This is a genomic window from Chryseobacterium sp. ISL-6, assembly GCF_018613715.1.
In the GTDB taxonomy this organism is placed as follows: domain Bacteria; phylum Bacteroidota; class Bacteroidia; order Flavobacteriales; family Weeksellaceae; genus Chryseobacterium; species Chryseobacterium paludis.
Genome location: NZ_JAGGPT010000006.1, coordinates 437,630 through 456,179 on the forward strand (window position 1 = coordinate 437,630; position 18,550 = coordinate 456,179).

16 protein-coding genes are annotated in these 18,550 nt (G+C 35.4%); 8 read left to right on the forward strand and 8 right to left on the reverse strand.

Translation table 11 applies throughout. The annotated features are described in order from the left end of the window. The first annotated feature begins 67 nt into the window (after positions 1-67). Positions 68-1,288: an aminotransferase class V-fold PLP-dependent enzyme gene (locus J7E44_RS12880; RefSeq protein ID WP_214830363.1), complete on the forward strand. Its 1,221-nt coding sequence runs from the start codon at positions 68-70 to the stop codon at positions 1,286-1,288. Positions 1,289-1,330: 42 nt separating this feature from the next. Here the strand turns inward: J7E44_RS12880 and J7E44_RS12885 are convergent, their stop codons facing one another. Next, positions 1,331-1,456 carry a GNAT family acetyltransferase gene (locus J7E44_RS12885; protein WP_214830365.1) on the reverse strand — a complete coding sequence of 42 codons (126 nt, stop codon included), beginning with the start codon at positions 1,454-1,456 and terminating at the stop codon, positions 1,331-1,333. Positions 1,457-1,674: 218 nt separating this feature from the next. Between J7E44_RS12885 and J7E44_RS12890 the strand changes: the two genes are divergently transcribed. Continuing rightward, positions 1,675-2,490: a T9SS-dependent choice-of-anchor J family protein gene (locus J7E44_RS12890; RefSeq protein WP_214830366.1), complete on the forward strand. Its 816-nt coding sequence runs from the start codon at positions 1,675-1,677 to the stop codon at positions 2,488-2,490. Between the two features lie 44 nt (positions 2,491-2,534). Here the strand turns inward: J7E44_RS12890 and hemE are convergent, their stop codons facing one another. The 4 genes from hemE to hemA are packed head-to-tail and all read right to left on the reverse strand — an operon-like array spanning position 2,535 to position 6,500. Beyond that, entirely contained in the window at positions 2,535-3,560 is a 1,026-nt protein-coding gene (hemE, locus tag J7E44_RS12895; RefSeq protein WP_214830369.1) for a uroporphyrinogen decarboxylase, read from the reverse strand. A gap of 49 nt (positions 3,561-3,609) precedes the next feature. Then, the gene (locus J7E44_RS12900; protein ID WP_214830371.1) at positions 3,610-4,293 is read right to left on the reverse strand and encodes a uroporphyrinogen-III synthase; all 684 of its coding nucleotides are present in this window, start codon (positions 4,291-4,293) and stop codon (positions 3,610-3,612) included. A 37-nt stretch (positions 4,294-4,330) separates the two neighbouring features. Beyond that, positions 4,331-5,239 carry a hydroxymethylbilane synthase gene (gene hemC / locus J7E44_RS12905; RefSeq protein ID WP_214830373.1) on the reverse strand — a complete coding sequence of 303 codons (909 nt, stop codon included), beginning with the start codon at positions 5,237-5,239 and terminating at the stop codon, positions 4,331-4,333. Continuing rightward, positions 5,226-6,500 carry a glutamyl-tRNA reductase gene (hemA, locus tag J7E44_RS12910; RefSeq protein ID WP_214830375.1) on the reverse strand — a complete coding sequence of 425 codons (1,275 nt, stop codon included), beginning with the start codon at positions 6,498-6,500 and terminating at the stop codon, positions 5,226-5,228. Before hemA ends, hemC begins: the two co-directional genes overlap by 14 nt. Before the next feature lie 241 nt (positions 6,501-6,741). On the opposite strand from hemA, the gene J7E44_RS12915 reads away from it, so the two are divergent. From J7E44_RS12915 to J7E44_RS12940, 6 genes are read left to right on the forward strand one after another with little or no spacing between them, the layout of a single operon-like run. After that, positions 6,742-7,767: a rod shape-determining protein gene (locus J7E44_RS12915; RefSeq protein WP_034680746.1), complete on the forward strand. Its 1,026-nt coding sequence runs from the start codon at positions 6,742-6,744 to the stop codon at positions 7,765-7,767. Positions 7,768-7,793: 26 nt separating this feature from the next. Next, complete coding sequence (mreC, locus tag J7E44_RS12920) at positions 7,794-8,648, forward strand: rod shape-determining protein MreC (protein WP_214830377.1); 855 nt, start codon at positions 7,794-7,796, stop codon at positions 8,646-8,648. Next, positions 8,641-9,147: a rod shape-determining protein MreD gene (locus J7E44_RS12925; protein ID WP_089028523.1), complete on the forward strand. Its 507-nt coding sequence runs from the start codon at positions 8,641-8,643 to the stop codon at positions 9,145-9,147. The genes mreC and J7E44_RS12925 overlap by 8 nt, the downstream gene beginning before the upstream one ends. Then, positions 9,144-11,174 (forward strand): peptidoglycan D,D-transpeptidase FtsI family protein, encoded by a 2,031-nt coding sequence (locus J7E44_RS12930; RefSeq protein ID WP_214830379.1) that lies wholly within the window; start codon positions 9,144-9,146, stop codon positions 11,172-11,174. Before J7E44_RS12925 ends, J7E44_RS12930 begins: the two co-directional genes overlap by 4 nt. Beyond that, a complete protein-coding gene (rodA, locus tag J7E44_RS12935) occupies positions 11,171-12,400 on the forward strand; it encodes a rod shape-determining protein RodA (RefSeq protein ID WP_214830381.1) in 1,230 nt (409 codons plus the stop codon). Before J7E44_RS12930 ends, rodA begins: the two co-directional genes overlap by 4 nt. Positions 12,401-12,435: 35 nt before the next feature. Next, positions 12,436-13,017 carry a pentapeptide repeat-containing protein gene (locus J7E44_RS12940; protein WP_214830401.1) on the forward strand — a complete coding sequence of 194 codons (582 nt, stop codon included), beginning with the start codon at positions 12,436-12,438 and terminating at the stop codon, positions 13,015-13,017. 80 nt (positions 13,018-13,097) lie between these two features. Here the strand turns inward: J7E44_RS12940 and J7E44_RS12945 are convergent, their stop codons facing one another. The 3 genes from J7E44_RS12945 to J7E44_RS12955 all read right to left on the reverse strand — a co-directional run bounded on the left by J7E44_RS12945 (position 13,098) and on the right by J7E44_RS12955 (position 18,519). Beyond that, positions 13,098-13,808, reverse strand: coding sequence for a C40 family peptidase (locus J7E44_RS12945; RefSeq protein ID WP_214830412.1), 711 nt, complete (start codon positions 13,806-13,808; stop codon positions 13,098-13,100). A gap of 303 nt (positions 13,809-14,111) precedes the next feature. Beyond that, positions 14,112-15,218 carry an efflux RND transporter periplasmic adaptor subunit gene (locus J7E44_RS12950; RefSeq protein WP_214830414.1) on the reverse strand — a complete coding sequence of 369 codons (1,107 nt, stop codon included), beginning with the start codon at positions 15,216-15,218 and terminating at the stop codon, positions 14,112-14,114. Positions 15,219-15,249: 31 nt separating this feature from the next. Then, a complete protein-coding gene (locus J7E44_RS12955) occupies positions 15,250-18,519 on the reverse strand; it encodes an efflux RND transporter permease subunit (protein WP_214830415.1) in 3,270 nt (1,089 codons plus the stop codon). Positions 18,520-18,550 lie beyond the last annotated feature (31 nt).

An 18,550-nucleotide genomic window follows, 5' to 3' on the forward strand; every position in this document is an offset into this window, starting at 1 on the left:
TCGAAAAAAAAGCTGTAAATTTGAAGTGTTCTAAATAAGAACGCTATAATTGTAAAATTTATAATAAATGTTTGACATTCAAGAAATACGAAGTCAGTTTCCTATATTAAATCAGCAGGTAAACGGTAAGCCTCTGGTTTACTTGGATAATGCAGCGACATCTCAAAAGCCCAATTCTGTTTTAGAAGTTTGGACTCAATATTATACTGAAATCAATGCAAATGTTCATAGAGGGATCCATACTTTAAGTCAGCTTGCAACAGAAGAAATGGAACTTTCAAGACGAAAGATTCAAAAATTCATCAATGCAAAACATGATTTTGAAGTAATCTTTACAAAAGGAACAACAGAAGGATTAAATCTCATCGCTTATATCCTTACACAGAAGTTAAAAAAAGATGATGAAATTATTATTTCATATTTGGAGCATCATTCTAACATAGTTCCATGGCAATTGCTATGTGAAAGAACGGGTGCGAAACTTCGTGTAATTCCAATTGATGAGAATGGTATTTTACAACTTGATTACTTAGATCAATATTTAAGCGAAAAAACAAAAGTAGTTTCTGTAAATCAGGTTTCCAATGCATTAGGAATTGTAAACCCTATTGAAGAAATTATTTCAAAAACAAGAAAGAACTCAGACGCTTATATTGTAATTGATGGTGCCCAATCTGCTCCACATTTTAAAATTGATGTTCAAAAATTAGATTGTGATTTCTTTGTATTTTCAGGACATAAAATGTATGCACCAATGGGTACAGGTATTTTATATGGAAAACAAGAAGTTCTGGAATCTTTGCCACCATTCCATGGAGGAGGAGAGATGATTGCGGTATGTTCATTTGATGGCACAACTTACGCAGGACTTCCGTTTAAGTACGAAGCTGGAACTCCGAATGTGGGTGGGAATATTGCATTAGGTGCTGCTGTTGACTTTATAGAAAGAATTGGACAGGAAAATATTCAAAGACATGAAAACATTCTTTTGGAATATGCTCAAAAACAACTTTTGGAAATTGAAAGCCTTAAAGTTTATGGAGAGAAAGCACATAGAACGGGAGTTGTTTCTTTTAATCTGGAAGGAATAGGGATTTCCTCTGACGTAGGGATGATCTTAGATAAAATGGGGGTCGCAGTAAGAACCGGACACCATTGCACACAACCTATAATGGATTTCTTTAATATCGCGGGAACAGTGAGAGCAAGCTTCGCGGTTTACAATACTTTTCAGGAAATTGACTTACTCGTTGAAGGGGTGAAAAAAGCGAAAAAGATGTTGGGTTAAAAAACAAAAAAGCAGTTGAAAAACTGCTTTTTTTATTAATAGCTATTCCCAAGGAACACAATAGCATCTTCCTTGGATAATGACCTGATAATATCCATACGCACATTCAAGGCAGATTTCACCTCCGGCTATAATTTTCTTCATTTCTTTTTTGTCTAATTTTTTCATAGTGATAGGTTTAATGTATTAGTAATCAAATATAAAAATAAATCTCATTAAATAGAGGATTGTGCTTTTGAGACTCAAATAGCAGAAATACAAAGAGAAATTAAATATTTGTTTTTAATATTTATATGTTTATTTTCCGCTATAATCGTATATAATGTTAAATTTTATAATTAAATGAATATTAATGTTTAATTTTATTATCACTAATAAAATTTGCCATGAAGAAATATTTACTTTTACTAGTAGCCTGTGGAATATGTAATGCACAGGTGTTTTCTGAAAACTTTAACGGAAATGCTTTACCTGCGGGTTGGACAATAGATAATCCTGATACCGCTTATAATTGGGGAGTGGGTATGCAAAGTGGGTTCGCTTCATTTCCCAGTGGTGCTGCATTTTTTGATGATGATGAGGCAGGGCCTAATGGGATCAATACCAATGCGAGATTAGTTTCTCCGGTGATCAATCTTTCGGGAGTTACAAATCCGAAGTTGTCATTTAAGTATGCTAACCAGATTTACATTGATGATACCGTCTTAAAAGTGGAAGTGTTTAATGGAACATCGTGGGTGCAGGTGTTTACACATTCAGGGGATGCGGGCGATTGGACTATTGACCTGGCTACACTAACTTATATACTGACAAGTTATGTTGATGCGACGGATATAGATCTTAGTCCTTATGCTAATGCTAATTTTAAATTGAGGTTTGTATATGATGACGTTGGAGATTATTCCTTTGGAACAGTAGTAGATGATGTTGTTATTACGGCAGGAACTCTAGGGACAACAGAGGTTTCAATGAAAAATGAAATGCAAGTCTATCCTAACCCAGTAAAAGATTTTGTTCATATCCAATCCAATAACCTGAAATTTGATTCTAAAGTTACGGTGCTTGATATGTCTGGTAGAAAAGTTAAAACTTTTATAGGGCTATCTGATGGCTATAATCTTTCAGATCTACCAAAAGGAAGTTATCTGATTCTGATAGATGATAAAAAAGAAATAATCAGTAAAAAGATTATAAAAGAATAAAAAAAAATAAGAAAGCCTCCTGACCAGGAGGCTTTCTTATTTTTTTATGGTTTCCATTCTACTACGGCTCTGATAAATGCTTCTGCATTTTCGACAGGAATATTTGGTAAAATACCATGTCCCAGATTAGCGATGTATCGGTCTTTTCCAAAACGATGAATCATTTCATTTACCATCTTCTTGATCGTTTCCGGTGTTGAATGTAATCTTGCAGGATCAAAATTTCCCTGAAGGGTCATTGTATGGTTCGTCAGCGTTCTTGCAAATTCAGGTTTGATCGTCCAGTCAACTCCTAAGGCAGAAGCTTTAGACATGGTCATATCTTCCAAAGCAAACCAGCATCCTTTTCCAAATACAACAACATGAGAAAGTGGACTTAGAGCCTCAACAATCTGATTGATATATTTCCATGAGAATTCCTGATAATCTTCAGGAGAAAGCATCCCACCCCAAGAATCAAAGATCTGTACTGCAGAAACTCCTTTTTCTACTTTTCTTTTTAAATAAGCTATAGTGGTATCTGTAATCTTCTGAAGTAATAAATGAGCTGCTTCCGGTTGTTGGAAACAGAATGATTTTGCAATATCAAAAGCCTTACTTCCTTTTCCTTCTACACAGTAACAAAGGATCGTCCATGGAGAACCCGCAAAGCCAATCAAAGGAATTTCATTATCTAATTTTATCAACGTTAATTCGATTGCATCAAAAACGTATCCTAAAGTATCATTTACATCTGGAACAACTACATTCTGAACCTGTTCCATTGTTCTAATCGGATTATCCAACCAAGGGCCAACGGATTCTTTCATTTTAAAATCAATTCCCATTGCTTGAGGAACCACTAAAATATCAGAAAATAAAATTGCAGCATCTAAAGGAAATCTGCGGATCGGCTGTACTGTAATTTCAGCAGCTAATTCCGGAGTCTGACATCTTGTGAAGAAATCATACTTGTCACGAAGTGCAATGAATTCAGGCAGATATCTTCCTGCTTGTCTCATCATCCATACGGGAGGTCTTTCTACGGTTTCTCCGCGAAGTGCTTTTAAATATAGGTCGTTCTTAATCATAATTTATTTTAAACTAATACTTCGATAAGATTGATTTTACAATCATTATTTATCGGTTATTATTAATTTCTCTTCTGATCATTTCTAAAATTGAAACTAGATTATTGCCTTCAGAAGTAAAAATTCTTTCTTGAGTGTACTTTTTTAATTCATTGGATGTAGTTTCTCCTATTGAGAAGAGCTTCATATGGTTCAATGAATTTTGTTTTGCAAAACTACGAACTCCACTCGGACTGAAAAAAACTATAGCATGATATTTTTCAGTAATCAAAGGATTAATTTCCTCTGTGTTATAAACCGTGGTTTTCTGATATTTAATGTTTTGTAATGGCAGGTCTTTATCTAGAACATCGATTGCTAAATTTCCACAAAAATGTACAAACCTTTCGTGTGGGCAATGTCCAATGATAAATGCTGAAAGAGTTTCTGCATTTTTTAAAACTTTAAAAGTCCCAAAGCCATGTTTTCTTAATTCCCGCTTCGTTTTTTCTCCTACACAATAAATTTTATTGTAATTTTTGGCAGTAAAATTTTCGTTTGGTTTAAATTGATTTCTAAAGAAAGACGTCACCCCTTTTGCACTTGTGAAAATGAGTGAATAATTCTTTAGATCAAAAGGTTTTACCACTATAGGGATGGTCTTAATTACTTCAATACAATCGACCAAGATGTCTTCTCCTAATTCTTTGGATAAAACAGATGGGTCTATATTTTTGGTAAATAAGATTTTCATGATTTAAAACTTGGTGAAGTAGAAAAGAAAGAGGGGTCTATATTTGGCTTTTAATTTCTGCCATCAGTTCCTTACCTCCGTTTTCAAGAACTATTTTTGCGAATTTTTCTCCAAAATTTTCAGAATCATTATAGATAAAGCTTTCATCTGTGGCAATACAATTTTTACCATCTAATGAACATAATGCTGCTTTAAAACGAATCTGATCATCAAATATTTCAGCAAAAGCCCCAATGGGTGCAGTACATCCACCTTCAAGAGTGCTTAAGAAGTTTCTCTCGATCTCAACACAGATCTGAGTTTGTTTGTGATTGATCTTGCTTACAATTTCGTTGATTTCTTTTTTATCCGAATGTCCAGCAATTGCAATAACCCCCTGAGAAGGTGCTGGAATCATTAAAGGAAGCATTTCATAATCAATGTCCATTTTCATTCTTTTAATGCCGGCCAAAGAAAGGATGGTGGCATCAAAATCCTGTTCTTCTAATTTTTGAAGACGTGTTTGGATATTCCCACGAATATCAGAAAATATTGCATCAGGATAGTACTTCAGCCAAAATGCTCTTCTTCTTAAGCTGCTTGTCGCCAGTTTCAGCTCATGAAACTCTTTATTTTTAGCGTCTTCTTTTCTTATTAGAACGTCTTGTGGAAAATCTCTCTCCAAATAAGCAATAAGCTCAAGATGTTCGGGTAATTTTGTAGGAACATCTTTTAAAGAATGTACGGCGATATCTATTTCATCATTTAATAATGCAGTATCCAGATCTCTTGTGAAAACACCAGTGATCCCTAAAGCGTAAAGGGGCTGGTTAAGATTTTTATCACCCGAAGAGAGGATTGGAACAATCTCAGTAGTATAATTGTTATTCTGCAAATATCTTGCAACTTCTCTTGCCTGCCAAAGTGCAAGTGCGGAATTTCTCGTTCCTATTCTAATGCTTTTCATTGAATTCGTTGTTTGGTTGTTCAACTAATATTTCGTGCATTAATTTACTAATTTCTTCGGCTTTCCAAGGGTTGTCTATGATGTATTTTGCAAAACGGCTGGTAATTTTCTGGATCATCTTCTCAGAAAGTGCCATATCGTCTATATTGATGTATTTATTTTTTCTGTAGAACTGGTGCATCTCATTACGTTCCATATTTTTTAAAACCGCTTTGAAATGATGAATATTAGGAGCTAGTTTTCTCTTTTTCTCCCATTCAAGAAAATCTTTTGCCATTTCCTTGATGATAAGTTCTGCTTTAGGAATTTCTTTTTCCCTTTGTTGAATCGTCTCCTGGATCTGCTTTGAAAGCTCATCCACATCAATTAATGTTACATTTTTATTATTGGTAACATCTTTCTCAACGTTATGGGGAATAGAAAGATCGATGACCAAGGTTTCTTTTCCGTTTGGAAAATGAGAAGCATTCACAATAGGATGTTTTGCTCCAGTTGCAACGATCAGGATATCTGTGCTTTTCAGCTCCTTGTCAAAGTCAGCATAATCAACATGAGGGATATTATATTTCTCAGAAATTTTCTCGGCCTTCTCTTGAGTTCTGTTGGTGATCTTTATTTTTGGCTGATAAACATGTTTTACCAAATTCTCAACCGTATTTTGTCCAATTTCTCCTACTCCTAAAAGTAAGATATTCTTTTCGGTAATCCTTTTCTGATTATTTAAAATATAATGAACTGCGGCATAAGAAACCGAAGCTGCACCATTGGAGATCCCAGTCTCATTTTTAATTCTCTTTGAAATCTGAATAGCAGAATTAATAGCTCTTTCCAAATAGGGGTTAGAGTTTTGTCTTTCCTTTTTAAAACGGCTATATGCCTTTTTAATTTGTCCAATAATTTCAAAATCTCCAATAATCTGGCTTTCAAGACCAGCAGCCACTCTGAAAAGATGTGTTAAAGCCTCTTCTTTGGTTAGGATATTGGCAAATAATAGGAAATCAGTGATATTAACACCAATCGTTTTGCAATATTCCTCAGCTACTAAAAGATAATTGGATGTAGTAGTGTAAATTTCGGTTCTGTTACAAGTTGAAACCACAAAAGCATCCCCTAAATTTTCATCATGAATTCGGGTAACGAAATTTTTTATGTTTTCATCAAAAAATGCAAACTTTCCCCGTGTTTCTCCATCAGCTTTTTCGTAGCTTATGGAGAGTACCGCGAAATTTGAAGTTTGATGTATATGAGAGTAGTGTAACATATCCGGCGACAAATTTACGTTTTTTTTAATTAAAGACTTTCTGAAATTGTGTATGATAATTATCGTAAAAAACTATAAATCCGTTGCTGTTCCGACTTTGAATTTAATATTATAAGAAATTAAATTGACCGTTAATAAATAATTTCAAATTTTAATAAAATTTTAACCAAATTATATGCTTATCAAATTTCATTGGTAGTGTTTAATTTATATCTTTGTAAACTTAAATCAGAAGAAAAATATGAGTTTATTCGATATGTTTACGCAAGAAATTGCGATAGACTTGGGAACTGCTAACACACTTATCATCCATAATAATAAAATTGTTATAGACCAGCCGTCAATTGTTGCAATTGAACGATCTACTGGCAGGCCGATAGCTGTGGGTGAACAGGCTAAACATATGCAGGGGAAAACTCATGAAGATATCAAAACCATCCGTCCTTTGAAAGACGGGGTAATTGCAGATTTTCATGCTTCTGAACACATGATCAAAGAATTTATCAAAAAAATTCCTGGAATCAAAGGTAAATTTATCCAACCCGCTTTAAGAATCGTAATCTGTATCCCTTCAGGAATTACCGAAGTGGAAAAAAGAGCAGTAAGAGATTCTGCACAAAAGGTGAATGCTAAAGAGGTTAGGCTTATTTATGAGCCAATGGCAGCAGCAATAGGAGTTGGAATTGATGTTCAGAAACCTGAGGGGAATATGATCATTGATATAGGTGGGGGTACTACTGAAATTGCAGTTGTAGCTTTAGGAGGTATCGTTTGTGATAAATCTGTAAAAATTGCAGGTGATGTATTTACAAATGATATTGCTTATTTCCTGAGAACACATCATAATCTTTACATTGGTGAAAGAACTGCTGAGAGAGTGAAAATTGAAGTAGGATCGGCTGTTGAAGATCTGGATGTTGATATTGAAGATATCCCGGTACAAGGTAGAGACCTTATTACTGGTAAGCCTAAAGAAATTATGGTAGGTTACAAAGAAATTGCCCGTGCATTAGATAAATCTATTATCAGAATTGAAGATGCTGTAATGGAAACTCTTTCTTTAACGCCTCCTGAATTGGCTGCTGATATTTATAAAACAGGTATTTATCTTGCTGGAGGTGGTGCATTGTTAAGAGGTCTGGCAGACAGATTACACAAGAAGACAGGTCTTCCTGTTTTTGTAGCTGAGGACCCGTTGAGAGCGGTAGTTCGTGGGACAGGGATTGCACTTAAGAATATGGATAAATTCAATTTCTTAATCAAATAATTTTAACTTTTTACGATACTATCTGAATGGGATTTTTGCTGAGATTATTTTCGAAGAACGCTCTTTTTGTCTTCTTTATTTTCTTGCAAATTATTGCTCTGGTTCTTATATTCTCCAAAAATGCCATGCAGAAATCCTGGATCGCTGGTCAATCGGCCGCTTTAAATTCTTGGGTTTCAGGGTATATTGATGAGGGAGTTTCTTACTTGAAGCTGAAGCAGATCAACGAAGATCTTGTTGCTCAGAATAAAGCATTAATGATTGAACTGTATGGAAAAGATGGCGCAAAAAAACCTGTTTTTAGAAAAGTTCATGATACTTTAGGAGGTGGGCAGATCTATACATTTGTGGATGGCGAAATCGTTTTCAACAGTATAAACAGAAGAAATAATTATTTTACGATCAACCGGGGTCGAAGAGATGGTGTATTTCCTCAAATGGGAGTTATGGCGCCAAAAGGAGTAGCCGGAATCGTTATTAATTCTACAGATAGCTATGCGTTAGTTCAGTCGGTGTTAAGTGTAAACCGGATCAGAATCAATGCTGCTTTAAAAAAATCAGGATATTTTGGGACATTAACATGGAGTGGTGATAACTCCAGAGTTATGCATTTATCAGACGTTCCCAAATATGTTGCCTTGAAAATCGGAGACACCATTGTTACTGATGGTAAATCTGCAATTTTTCCGAAAGGTGTTATGATTGGTACTATTGCGGGATACTCCGTAGATAATAAAACAGGGTTTTGGGACATTTCAGTAGAACTAAGCGAGAAGATGGGTTCTTTAAGTAAAGTATTTGTTGTAAAAAGTCTGAAGAAAGCTGAGGTTCAAAAGATTCAAGATACATTACAGGCAGTAATAAAAAAGGAAAATGATTAGCAGAACACTATTTACGGATATTTTAATCATGATTTTTCTTGTTGCATTACAGATTTTTGTTTTGAACAGGATCACGCTGTTCGGAAAATACACTCCGGTGTTATATCCTGTATTTGTCATGTTTTATCCTTTCTTTAGAAATAAATTTCAATTTTTAGCATTAAGTTTTTTAATAGGTCTTTCTATAGATGCTTTCTTATATTCGTGGGGAATCAATGCCCTTGCAACTACACTCATCGCGTATTTCAGAACATTGATTTTTAGGACGTCTACCGACACGTCCACTGACTTCTTTTCATTTCAATCCCTTCAGTGGGGTCAGTTCTTACTGTTTCTTTTTTCAAGTATTTTCTTGCATCAGCTTTTAGTACAGTATATTGAGTTCTTTAAGTTCAGCAGGTTTTTTGAAATATTATTTAATGTGTTGGTAACAAGTGTAATTTCCTTTATATTTATAGTTATTTACGCATTAATATTTAAAATCAAACAAAAAGTTTGAACACACGCTATTTAAAAATCTTTGCCGTTGTTGCCGTTATTGCCCTGATCTTTGTGGCAAGGCTTGCTTATTTACAACTATTTACAGACCGGTATGCTTTGAATGCAGCCAATACATCTATTAAAATAGAATACGTTATCCCACAGAGAGGGGTGATTTTTGATAGGAATGGTAAAATTATGGTAGGCAATCAGCCTGCCTATGAGATTTCTTTTACTCAGGCTTTAATGAAGCCTGATTTCGATACTTTGGGATTCTGTAATTTAATGAAGATCAGTAAGTCTGATTTTATTAAGAAGATCAATTCAATAACCAAAGAGAAATATTATTCCAAGCTGACACCGATGACTTTTATCAAAGATCTCAGCAGAGAAGATATTGCCAGGGTTCAGGAAATTATATTTAAATATCCTGCGTTTAGTATCGTTTCAAGACCTCAGCGTCAATATGAAGTTTCCACTTCCGGAAACCTTCTGGGATATACCAGTGAAGTCAATGAAAGGGATATTAAAAAAGATTCTGTTTATTATCTTCCTGGAGATTTCATTGGAAAAACCGGTGTTGAAAAATCATATGAAAAAGAGCTTCGCGGAGTAAAGGGGATGAAATATATCCAAAAGGATATCAGACTCCGAAACATAGGCTCATATAAAAATGGAGCACTGGATAAAGATGTAATTACAGGAAAGGATATTACCTTAACCATCGATTATGATCTTCAGAGAATGGCCGAAGAAATGATGGTTAACAAACATGGGGCAATTGTCGCCTTAGACCCTAATAATGGTGAGGTTCTAGTTGCTGCAACTGGTCCGGATATTGATCCTAATCTTTTTACAGGGCCCTCCAAATCAAAAAATCTATACGCTTTATCAAAAGATACACTTTACGAAAATAAACCCACATTTGATCGCTCTTTACAAGCCGGTTATCCACCAGGGTCTACTTTTAAACTGCTTACTGCCTTATCTGCAATGCAGATGGGGGTAATGGATGAAAATACAATCTTTCCTTGTGGAGGAGGATTTAATTATAGAGGATTAAGGATAAAAGGCCACGGTGGTGCAATTCCTTTGATCCCTTCAATTCAGGTTTCCAGTAACTGTTATTTCTCCTATGCATTTTTGGCTATTGTTAATAAATATCCTGGAAATCCTTCAAAAGGAGTTGATGAGTGGAAGGCCATTATGAGTAGCTTCGGAGTTGGAGAATTTTTAAATAATGATTTTGCCGTAGGAGCAAAAGGAAGGATTCCTTCTGGAGAATTTTATGAAAAAAGAATGAAGAACATTCTTAAAGCTAGTGGTTCTAAAAAAGACTATAAAAACTGGGATGTTTTAGCAACTGGTGCAGTTTTCAATGGGATGGGACAAGGTGATGTTATGGTTACTCCTCTTCAATTGGCAAATTATGTTGGAGCTATTGCTAATAAAGGATGGTACTATACACCGCATATTGTAAAATCCATTGACGGGAAGCCCAATCCTGATCCTAGATTTAAAAAGAAACATAAAACTTTAGTTGATCCTAAACACTTTGGTCCAGTTCTAAAAGGAATGGAGGCTGTAGTTTTAAATGGTACAGCAAGGGGATTAAAATCAAACGATTTTACCCAATTAGCAAAAACAGGAACAGCACAGGTTCCTCAGGGTAAGGACAATTCTATTTTTGTATTGATTGCTCCTGCAGATAAGCCTAAAATTGTTGTAGTTGCGGTAATGGAACATGCCGGATTTGGAGCAACATGGGCAGGGCCAGCCAGTACTGTAATCGCAGAAAAATATATTACCGGTGATCTGAAAAGGGAGAATCTTTATAAAAAGATGACCTCAGCCAGTTTTATGCCTGAATATAAAAGACAATGGATTGTTGATTTAAAACGTAAAGGTTTATATAAAGATCCAAAACTGGATTCTGTGAAGCTTAAGAAAATACAAGACAGCTTAGATTTTATCAAAAAGCAAAAAGAAAAATTGCAGAAGCAGATAGACGCAGAAACTCAAACTAAAAAAACCAAAGAGCAATGAAATGGACAGAAGGATTAGATAAATTAGGTCTGGGTCTGTATTTCTTGCTTTGCATTTTTGCAATAGCAAATATCTACAGTGTTGAGCCTGCCAGTGGAACCAGACAGGCTGTTTGGTTTGGAGTATCTGTTTTTGTTGGTTTAATTATTTTCTTTACCCGGACTAAGTTCTTTGAAAACATGGCTGGGATCATCTATATTATTGGAGTTCTATTACTGATCGGCTTATTTCCTTTTGGAAAAGAAGTATTGGGACAGAAGAACTGGTATAAATTTGGACCTTTAAGTTTACAGCCGGTTGAATTTGCCAAATTAGGAACAGCATTAATGCTGGCTAATTATGTGTCAGGACCCGATTTTAATTTAAGTAATAAAAAGTCTCTCCTAACGTCTTTAGCAATTGTAGGAATCCCTGCAGTAGTGGTATTGGCAATTCCGGATGTTGGGTCATTGCTTGTTTTCGTGGCTTTTTTTATCGCTTTATATAGAGAAGGATTAAGTGGATTATTATTTGGAATTGGATTTCTATTTGCTTCGGTTTTCTTAGTTTCATTAGCCGTAAATCCTATTTACGTCACTATTGCTATTTTGATAATTGCTGGAATTTTAATAGCCCTGAACTATTATAAAATGTCCTGGGATGTTATTTCGATTTCGAGTATTGCGGGATCCATTATCCTGCTTTGTGGTTTGGCTTTTGCAACACCATACGTTTTAGAAAAACTGCCTAAACACCAAAGGGAAAGAATTGAGGTTCTCTATAAAGGTGAAAAAGCTTTTAGAGATACTTCGGGATATAACCTTCTTTATTCTAAAACGGCAATTGGTTCTGGAGGACTTTTGGGAAAGGGATATCGTGAAGGATCTGTAACTCAGGGGAAGTTTGTGCCTGAACAAAGTACCGATTACATTTTCTGTACAGTTGGTGAAGAATGGGGTTTTGTAGGAAGTGCAGGTCTGGTTTTGTGTTATATGCTCTATATAGGGAGAATTTATTATCTCGCAGAAAAGCAGAAATCTACTTTTAACAGGGTATTTGGTTATTGCTTTGCCTCGATCCTGCTGATGCACTTTTCAATCAATTTAGGGATGGTTATGGGGCTTTTTCCAACTGTTGGGATTCCATTGCCTTACTTTAGTTATGGAGGAAGTTCATTGTTGGCCTTTTCTACCATGACTTTTATCTTTTTTAAACTAAATTATTCTGATAAGAATAGCTTGGTTTAAATCTTATCATTACCAAGAATTACTTAAAACGGCTTATGAAGGAAGCATATATTTCAGACCAAAGTTTTGATGCTATAAATTTTGGGCAGTCTCCCTTGGAAAAAGGAGAATATGAAAACTGTATTTTCAGCAATTGTAATTTTGAATATGCAGATCTTTCAGAATTTAGATTTACAGATTGTGAATTTATTGGATGTAATATGAGTATGGCCAAGCTGGTTTCAACAGCATTTAGAGACGTATATTTTAAAGACAGTAAAATGTTCGGATTACAGTTTAACGATTGTAATGAATTTGGACTTTCTTTTAGATTTGAAGGTTGTTCTCTGAATAACTCTACATTTTATAAAACCTCCTTAAAGAAAACCTCTTTTAAAAATTCAAAGCTTATTGAGGTAGATTTTGAAGCTTGCGATCTGTCAAATGCATTCTTTATGAATTGTGATTTGTCGGGAGCAATCTTCGAGAATACAAACCTTGAGAAGGTTGATTTTAGGAGCTCTTTTAATTATACGATCAATCCTGAATCCAACAGGCTTAAAAAGGCGAAATTTTCACTTTCTGAAGTTCATGGTCTCTTATATAAATTAGATATAGAGATCGAAAGGAATAGCTAGTTAAGAGCCTTAAATAAAATAAAAGAAAAAGCCATCAAATATATTTGATGGCTTTCATTATTTAAATCAATTATTTAAAATTAAAAACTTGTCGCTGTTGATGCTGTAGTTGCAGCTAAGTTGTTATATGCATCACCTTCTTCATTGATCACTCTTTTTGCAAATCTGAATTTCGGACCCCAATAAGAATCATTAAGCGACGAAATCATAACTCCTTTTGAAGTGGCTGCGTGAATAAATTTAATTTCACCATCTTCAGAAACACTTTCTACAATACCTACGTGAGAAATTCTTCTTCCATGTGAAAAGAAAATCAAATCTCCTTTTTGTAAGTTTTCCTTTTCGATTCTTTCTCCTTCCTGAGATTGAGAAGCCGCTACTCTTGGTAAACTAAGACCTGCTGCAGCACCGAATACAGAAAGAACGAAAGCTGAACAATCTATACCGTTTCTTGTTGTTCCTCCATATCTGTAAGGAGTTCCCAGGTACGTTTGAGCTTCGTTAAGGATATTGTCGATTGTTGTATTGTGTTTGATTGCTTTTGCAATCTCAGAATTTTTTAAAGTATTTTTTGCGTTGTTTAAAACGGCTGCCTTCTCAGAGATAAAAGAATTGATTAATTGCTTCTTATCCTGCTCCATTTTCTTGGTATCAATAGAAGCTAGTTTGGCATCTGTTTTGTATTCTTTAGTGTAAGTTGCTGGTTTTGCAACAACGTAGTTGGTAACGCATGATTGCAATGATACAGTAGAGACTAAAGCAACTAAATAAAACAAAACTCTTTTCTTCATATATATTTGATTATCCGTGTTAAATAAGGAATATTTATTTCTAAAAGCATTACAAAAATAGAGATTCCAACTTGAAGAGCTTTGATATGATTAATATCAGGTTCTTACTTTAACACATTTTAACATATTATTTACGTATGTTAAAGAAAAACAAACCGCAACATCCCTTTTTTGGTGATACTGCGGTTTTTTTTATTAAGATTCTTTAACAAAGTAAATGGTGATTCCTTTGTTATTGGGATTATTTTTGTTTCTAATCAAAAAATGAATAAAAATTCCTATTAACAGGATATTAAGATTAATCTATTTTGAGAGCTTCACTTTTATGTTCTGTCCATCACGGATTTCTTCAGTGGCTAATTTGATAATTACATCATTAGGGCTCACAGGTCCAATAATCGTAGTTGTGTCGGTATTTGAAATGCCTGCTGTAACGGGTATCCAATGTGCTGTGTTTTTTTCTACTCTGATAACGAATACCCCAAGCGTAGAATTTAATACGGCTGATGTAGGAACAGACAAGGCTTTATTATTGTCATTTAGAGGCAGGATTACATTAGCAACCATTCCCGGTAATAGCTTCTTATCTTTGTTGTAGACATCCATTTCTACAGACTGGGAACGTAAACGATTATCCAACGCGCCTGCAAACCTTGATACCTTAGCTGTAAAGGTTTCTCCCGGGATAGACTGTACAGAGAATTTTATCTCCCCATCTTTATTAAGACTTCCTGTATAAGACTCCGGAACATTCACCACCAAACGTAATTTATTTTGTTGTACTAAACTAAAGAGTGGGAGTTCAGATCCTTTTCCTGATGGACCTACATAAGCTCCGGCGCTTACATTTCTCGTTACAATATTTCCACTGAATGGGGCTTTGATCTGTAAATAATTTTTGACATCCATTACTTCCCGATAAGAAGCTTTCGCTGCTTCCAGTTGAGCGATATCAGACTGTTGTGCAGCAAGAGCCTGCTCAAGATCAAGAGCAGATATTGTTCCAGGTGTTTTGCTTGTTTCTTTCAATCGGTTATATTTTGCCTTGCTGGCAATATATATTGCTTCTTTTGATTTTAATGTGGAAGCAGCAGCATTTTGTTGTGCATTCATCTCAGGTGCTTCTAATGTTGCTAGAAGTTGTCCTGCAACTACCTCATTTCCTACATCCACATATAATTTCTTAACGAAACTGCTTATTTTAGCATAGACATCAACTTTTTGAAAAGGTTGAAGCTCACCGGGAATGGTAGTAGAAGATGCAAAATCTCCTTGTTTTGGATTAATTGCTTCTATTTCCGGTGCCGATGGAGTTGTTGTTTTTTTTACTTCAGCTTTGTTCTGCTCACAGCTCTGTAGGCTGAAAAGTAGAACTGTAACAGGAATAACATATTGATATAATCGATTCATAATTAAATTTTTAATAGCCATTAGGTTTTCTTTATTTTGAAAGTTCGGGTATAAAATGAATACTTTCTTCATCCTCAGGATCAAGCGATACACTTTGTGTTGATGTTTTTCCTTGTCCCCATGCAAAAGCTAGTGGAAGAATAAACAGAGCTGCAAATGTAGAAGCGATTAACCCTCCGATTACAGCTCGTCCCAAAGGAGAAACCTGATCTCCCGCCTCTCCTAATCCCAAAGCCATGGGAACCATTCCTACAACCATTGCCAGAGCCGTCATTACAATAGGTCTTATTCTTAAAGCAGCAGCCTCTTTAGCAGACAGTAAAGCATTGCCATTATGCTTTCTTAATTGTTCAGCATTTGTAATAAGTAATACTGCATTAGAGATAGATACTCCGACAGACATGATGATACCCATATAAGATTGTAAATTAAGTGTTGAGCCACTTACGATCAATAGAGCAAGGGCCCCTAATAATACGGCAGGTACGGTGACCAATACGACTCCAGAAACCTTAAAGGATTGGAAGTTAGCAGCAAGCATTAAAAAGATTACCATAATAGCAATGATCAAACTGCTTTGTAAACTACTTAAAGTATCATTAAGGGTTTGACTTAATCCTATTAATCCTATATTCAGACCCCTTGGAAGTTCTCCAAAATTATTGATGACTTTTTGAACATCTCTTGAGGCTCTTCCCAAATCGGTATGATTTAAGTTTGCTGTTACTGTAAGCATTGGCATGGCACCAAGGTTATCTGTTTCACCATACGTGAAACTGTCTTTTATGGTTGCTACATCACCTAAGTTAGGTCTGTTCGAATTTTTCTGTAATGGAATGCCAGCAATTTCTGCCTTACTGTTCATTTTATTTTCAGGGATCTGTACCTGAACATTGTAGCTGTATCCAGCTTTTTCATCAGTCCAAATATTCTTTTCTGTATATCTGGATGAAGAAGTTGAAGCCACCAATGAGCGTGAAATGTCTGTCATGTCAACTCCCAACTGAGCGGCACGAATACGGTCTACATTAATATCAATAGAAGGGTATTTAATAGACTGTCCTATTTGTACATCCCGCAGATATGGGATCTTCTTAAGTTCTATTTCTATTTTTTTAGCATAAGCTTCATTTAATTCTTTGCTTCTTCCGGATAATCGCACCTCAATTGGAGTAGGAGATCCCTGGCTTAGAATTTTTTCTGTTAATTCAATAGGTTCAAAGGAAAGCTTCATTTCGGGATTAATGCTTTTAGCTTTCTCTCGAATCTTATCTTTGAGATCATCTAAATTAGTATGAAACCCTTCTTTTAAACCTACCTGTAATACAGTCTCATGGGATCCTGCCATCCAAAGATATATTGGACTCACTGAGAAAAGGTTAGGGTGCGTTCCTACATAAGCTGAAGTAATTGAAATATTGTCCTTGCCCACAATGTCTTTAATCCCGTCCAGTAATTTTAAAGTTTGAAGTTCAGTTGTTTCAATTCTTGTTCCATCGGGAATACGGGTTCGAACCTGAAATTGAGAGCCATTTACCTGAGGCAAAACATCTCTTCCTATACTATTCAGAAGCAGCGCAACAAGTCCCATTGCAACTAAAATATAAGCAGAAACAATGATCTTTCGAAAAGGCATGATGCGATCCAGGAATTTTAGATAACGGAATCTCACTTTTTCGAATAAACTTACCTTACCATCCCTGTTGCTGTCTATATTTTTTAGCAGTATTTCTTTTTGACTCCATGTATCACTTTCATCACTTAAACCTGCAGCTTTCAACTCTTCTGCTTCAGTCATGATGTGGCCGTCTTTTGCTTTGTGGTGTTTTACTTTCATGATCCAGTTGGCCATTACCGGAACAAAGGTCTGTGCAAGGAAATAAGAGATGATCATGCTGAATCCTATAGCCAAAGCAAGAGGTAAGAATAAAGATCCTGGAATACCTTCCATTGTAAATGCCGGTGCAAAAACAGCAAGAATACAGAATAAGATCAATAATTTTGGAAAAGCAATTTCTTTACAGGCGTCCCATATTGCTAATGCTTTTGGTTTCCCCATATCCAGATGCTGATGTATATTTTCTATCGTCACCGTACTTTCATCGACGAGAATACCAATAGCTAATGCGAGACCACTTAGCGTCATGATATTAATAGTTTGTCCGAAAAGATTAAGAAATAGAACCGCCGAAATAATAGATATCGGAATGGTGAGGATTACAATAATAGCTCCCCGTATATCTCCGAGGAATAATATTACCATCAATCCTGTCAGTAAGGCACCAATTGTTCCTTCACTCATTAAACTTTTAACAGAATTAATTACATAAGTAGATTGGTCAAATTCAAAACTTACTTTTACATCGTCCGGAAGATTGGATTGGATCTGGGGAAGTTGTTTTTTAAGATTCTGAACAACATCCCAGGTTGATGCATCGGCACTTTTAGCGATACTCAGGTAAACAGAACGGCGACCATTAACCAATGCATAACCGGACGTCATATCAGCTCCATCAGTTACTGTTGCCACATCTTTTAAGTAAAGATTCTGAACACCGCCTTTATATAAAGGAATATTCCCAAAATCTTTTACATTCTTGATCATGGTATTGGTTGGGGTGATATAAAATTTATCACCAATACGTACATTTCCTGAAGGAGCTGTCTGGTTGTTTAAGCGTAATGCTTCTACCAGCTGATCAGGGGTTAAATTATGTTGACGGAGTAAATCCGGATTGGCATTGATAACTACGGTACGTATATTTCCTCCGAAAGGTGGAGATGAAACAATTCCTGGAATTGAGGTGAAAGTTGAACGTACATAAACGTTTGCTAAATCGAGTAGTTCATTATTATTTCTTTTGTCACTGCTTAAAACGAGTTGTCCAACAGGGAGTGTAGAGGCATCAAAACGAATGATAAAAGGTGGATTGGATCCTGGTGGAAATGCTGCCTGAATCCTTGTTGAAAATGAGTTGAGCTCAGCCGCAGCCTGAGCCATATTTGTTCCCGGATAGAAATTTATTTTCATTAATGTCAATCCCTGGATGTTTTTAGTTTCAATACTTTTAATCCCATTAACGAAAAGGAAGATATTGATGTATTGTTTAGCAAAGAATGCTTCCATCTGTTGTGGAGTATATCCGCTAAAAGGATGTGAAACATAAATAACCGGTAAGTCCAGTTTGGGGAAGATGTCTACTTTAATGGAGCTTGCTGACCGTATTCCAAAGAAAAACAGTCCTGCTACAAGTACCAGAATCGTAATGGGTTTTCTTAATGCAAATCTTATTAAATTCATTGATCTATTGTTGATGTAATTTATATTAGTC